The sequence below is a fragment of the Intrasporangium chromatireducens Q5-1 genome (assembly GCF_000576575.1).
Taxonomy (GTDB): Bacteria; Actinomycetota; Actinomycetes; order Actinomycetales; family Dermatophilaceae; genus Intrasporangium_A; species Intrasporangium_A chromatireducens.
Genome location: NZ_AWQS01000335.1, coordinates 1 through 3,316, shown reverse-complemented (window position 1 = coordinate 3,316; position 3,316 = coordinate 1). Strand labels below are relative to the sequence as shown.

General features: G+C 69.4%; 2 protein-coding genes. Both read left to right on the top strand.

Annotated features, from left to right (window positions below; all coding sequences use genetic code 11):
* Nucleotides 1-156: 156 nt before the first annotated feature.
* Nucleotides 157-1,464, top strand: coding sequence for an adenylosuccinate synthase (locus N864_RS20530; protein WP_034721768.1), 1,308 nt, complete (start codon nt 157-159; stop codon nt 1,462-1,464).
* Nucleotides 1,465-1,526: 62 nt separating this feature from the next.
* A complete protein-coding gene (lysS, locus tag N864_RS20525; RefSeq protein WP_034721767.1) occupies nt 1,527-3,299 on the top strand; it encodes a lysine--tRNA ligase in 1,773 nt (590 codons plus the stop codon).
* The last annotated feature ends 17 nt before the right edge of the window (nt 3,300-3,316 follow it).

The window sequence follows — 3,316 nt, the reverse complement described above, 5'->3', positions numbered from 1 at the left end:
GAGACGCGCACGCTCAATGGTGAGACGCGCACTGTCGATGGGCGCAGTGGTGTGTCGATGGGAGGGAGTGTGCTCGCGATCGGGGGAGGGAAGGCGAACCGATAACCTTGCGGGTGGCTCACTCGCGGCGGGTGGGCGTCGAAGGAAGGCGGAGTGATGCCGGCAATCGTGCTCGTCGGAGCGCAGTGGGGCGATGAGGGCAAGGGCAAGGCGACAGACCTGCTCGGCAGCAGCGTCGACTACGTCGTCAAGTTCAACGGTGGCAACAACGCCGGTCACACCGTCGTCATCGAGCAGGACGGCAAGCGCGAGAAGTACGCCCTCCACCTGCTGCCGTCCGGGATCCTCAGCCCGAACTGCACCCCCGTGATCGGCAACGGTGTCGTCGTCGACCTCGGCGTCCTCTTCGAGGAGCTCGACGGGCTCGACGCGCGGGGCATCGACACCAGCCGGCTGCTCGTGTCGGCCAACGCGCACATCATCGCGTCCTACAACCGGACCCTCGACAAGGTGACCGAGCGCTTCCTCGGCAGCCGCCGCATCGGCACGACGGGTCGCGGGATCGGGCCGACCTACGCCGACAAGATGAGCCGCACCGGCATCCGCGTCCAGGACCTCTACGACGAGAAGATCCTGCGGCACAAGGTCGAGGCAGCCCTCGACTTCAAGAACCAGGTCCTCGCCAAGATCTACAACCGTCGGGCGATCGAGGCCGACGAGGTCGTGGCCGAGCTGCTCGAGCATGCCGAGCGCCTCAGGCCGATGGTCGCCGACACCTCCCTGGTCCTGTCCCAGGCCCTCGACCGCGGCGAGACGGTCCTCTTCGAGGCGGGCCAGGCCACCCTCCTCGACGTCGACCACGGCACCTACCCCTATGTCACGTCGAGCAACGCCACGGCGGGCGGCGCCTGCACCGGCTCCGGCGTCCCACCGACCCGGATCGACTCGGTCATCGCGATCCTCAAGGCCTACACGACCCGCGTCGGGGAGGGCCCGTTCCCGACCGAGCTGCACGACGACATGGGCGAGTTCCTGCGCAAGACCGGCGGCGAGTACGGCGTCACGACCGGCCGCCCGCGCCGGTGCGGCTGGCTCGACGCGGTGATCGGCCGCTACGCCAACCGGATCAACGGCGTCACCGACTTCGTCATCACCAAGCTCGACATCCTCACCGGCCTCGAGAAGGTCCCGGTGTGTGTCGCCTACGACGTCGACGGCGTGCGGCACGACGAGATGCCCGTGAACCAGTCCGACTTCCACCACGCGAAGCCGATCTACGAGTACCTCGACGGCTGGTGGGAGGACATCACCCGCTGCCGCAGCTTCGACGAGCTGCCGGCCAACGCCCAGGCCTATGTCCTGCGCGTCGAGGAGCTCATCGGGGCACGGGTGTCCGCGATCGGGGTCGGCCCCGGCCGCGACGAGATCATCGAGCGCTACCCCCTCAAGCCCGCCACCGCCTGAGCCCGCGCACGCGCGGAGCAAGCTGAGCGGCATACGAAATCGTTTGTACGAGAAGGAAACCCATGGCAGAGAAGGTCGTCGAGCAGGACTGGGTCACGCGGCTGGCGGATGAGGTCATCGCCGACGCCAAGGACCGGGGGATCGACAAGATCGTCTGCGCGTCCGGCATCAGCCCGTCGGGGCCGATCCACCTCGGCAACTTCCGCGAGCTCATCACCCCGCACCTCGTCGCCGACGAGATCAAGCGGCGCGGGGTGCCGTGCGAGCACATCCTGTCGTGGGACGACTACGACCGCTTCCGCCGGGTCCCCAAGGGACAGCCGGGGGTCGACGAGTCGTGGGAGCAGTACATCGGTATGCCGCTCACCTCCGTCCCAGCGCCCGCCGGCTCCCCGCACGCGAACTGGGCCGATCACTACAAGGCGCCGCTGCTCGAGGCCATGGAGCGGCTGGGCATCGAGGTGCGCGCCATCAGCCAGACGACGCAGTACACCGCGGGCGCCTACGTCGACGAGGTCCTCCTCGCGATGCGCGAACGGGCCCGGATCGACGAGGTGCTCGGTCGCTACCGGACCCTCGAGGCCGCCGCCGAGGCGAAGCAGAAGGCGTCGGGCAAGGGCAAGCGGGTCGAGCTGACCCCCGAGCAGGAGGAGGCGCAGACCGAGGCCGAGCGTGGCTCCGGCGCCGCGAGCGAGGACGACGGCAGCGAGGGGAGCCGGGGGTACTACCCGTTCAAGCCGTACTGCACCTCGTGCGGCACCGACTTCACGACGGTGACGGCCTACGACGACGAGACGAACGACCTCACGTACGTCTGCGCGAAGTGTGGCAACGAGGAGACCGTCGACCTCAAGACGTTCCGCCACGGCAAGCTCGTGTGGAAGGTCGACTGGCCGATGCGGTGGGGCTACGAGCAGGTGCTGTTCGAGCCGTCGGGTGTCGACCACCAGTCGCCCGGGTCGTCCTTCGTCGTCGGCAAGGAGCTGGCGCCGATCTTCGGGTGGCAGCGCCCGATCGGGCCGATGTACGCCTTCGTCGGGATCGCCGGCATGGCGAAGATGAGCTCGTCGCGCGGCGGCGTGCCGATCCCCAACGACGCGCTCGAGGTGATGGAGCCGCAGGTGCTCCGCTGGCTGTATGCCCGCCGCCGGCCGAACCAGAGCTTCGACATCGCGTTCGGGCAGGAGCTGCAGCGGCTCTATGACGAGTGGGACGCGTTGGGGCGCAAGGTCACCGGGGGCGCCGCGCAGGCGGGCGACCTGGCCGCGCACATGCGGGCCACCTCGACGGCCTCGGGCGTGCTGCCGGCGACCCCGCACCCCATGCCGTTCCGGACCATCGCGTCGGTCGTCGACATCACCCAGGGCGACGAGGCGCAGACCGTGCGCATCCTGTCCGACCTCGACCCCGACGAACCGGTCGGTTCGATCGACGAGCTGCAGCCACGACTCGGCTGCGCCCGGCGGTGGATGCTCGGGTACGTCCCGGCCGAGGACCGGACCGTGGTCCGCTCGACGCCGGACCTCGACCTGCTCGGGCGGCTCGACGAGCAGCAGCGCGAGTCGCTGCGGATGCTGGTCGAGCGGCTGGACGAGCACTGGTCCCTCGACGGCCTGACCCACCTCGTCTATGCCGTGCCGAAGGTCCAGCGGGGCATCGACCCGGCGGCGAAGGTCAAGGACCCGGAGCTGTCGAAGGCGCAGCGGGCGTTCTTCGTCCTGCTCTACGACCTGCTCGTCGGCAAGGACACGGGGCCGCGGCTGCCGACCCTGCTGCTCGCCCTCGGCAAGGACAAGGTGAAGGCGCTCCTCGCCCCCTCCTCACCCGTCGAGTGAGCGCAAACTCCGGTTGC

Excerpts from the sequence above, each read along its gene's own strand:
- N864_RS20530 (WP_034721768.1), top strand. The coding sequence starts at position 157 with ATGCCGGCAATCGTGCTCGTCGGAGCGCAGTGGGGCGATGAGGGCAAG.
- lysS (WP_034721767.1), top strand. The coding sequence starts at position 1,527 with ATGGCAGAGAAGGTCGTCGAGCAGGACTGGGTCACGCGGCTGGCGGAT.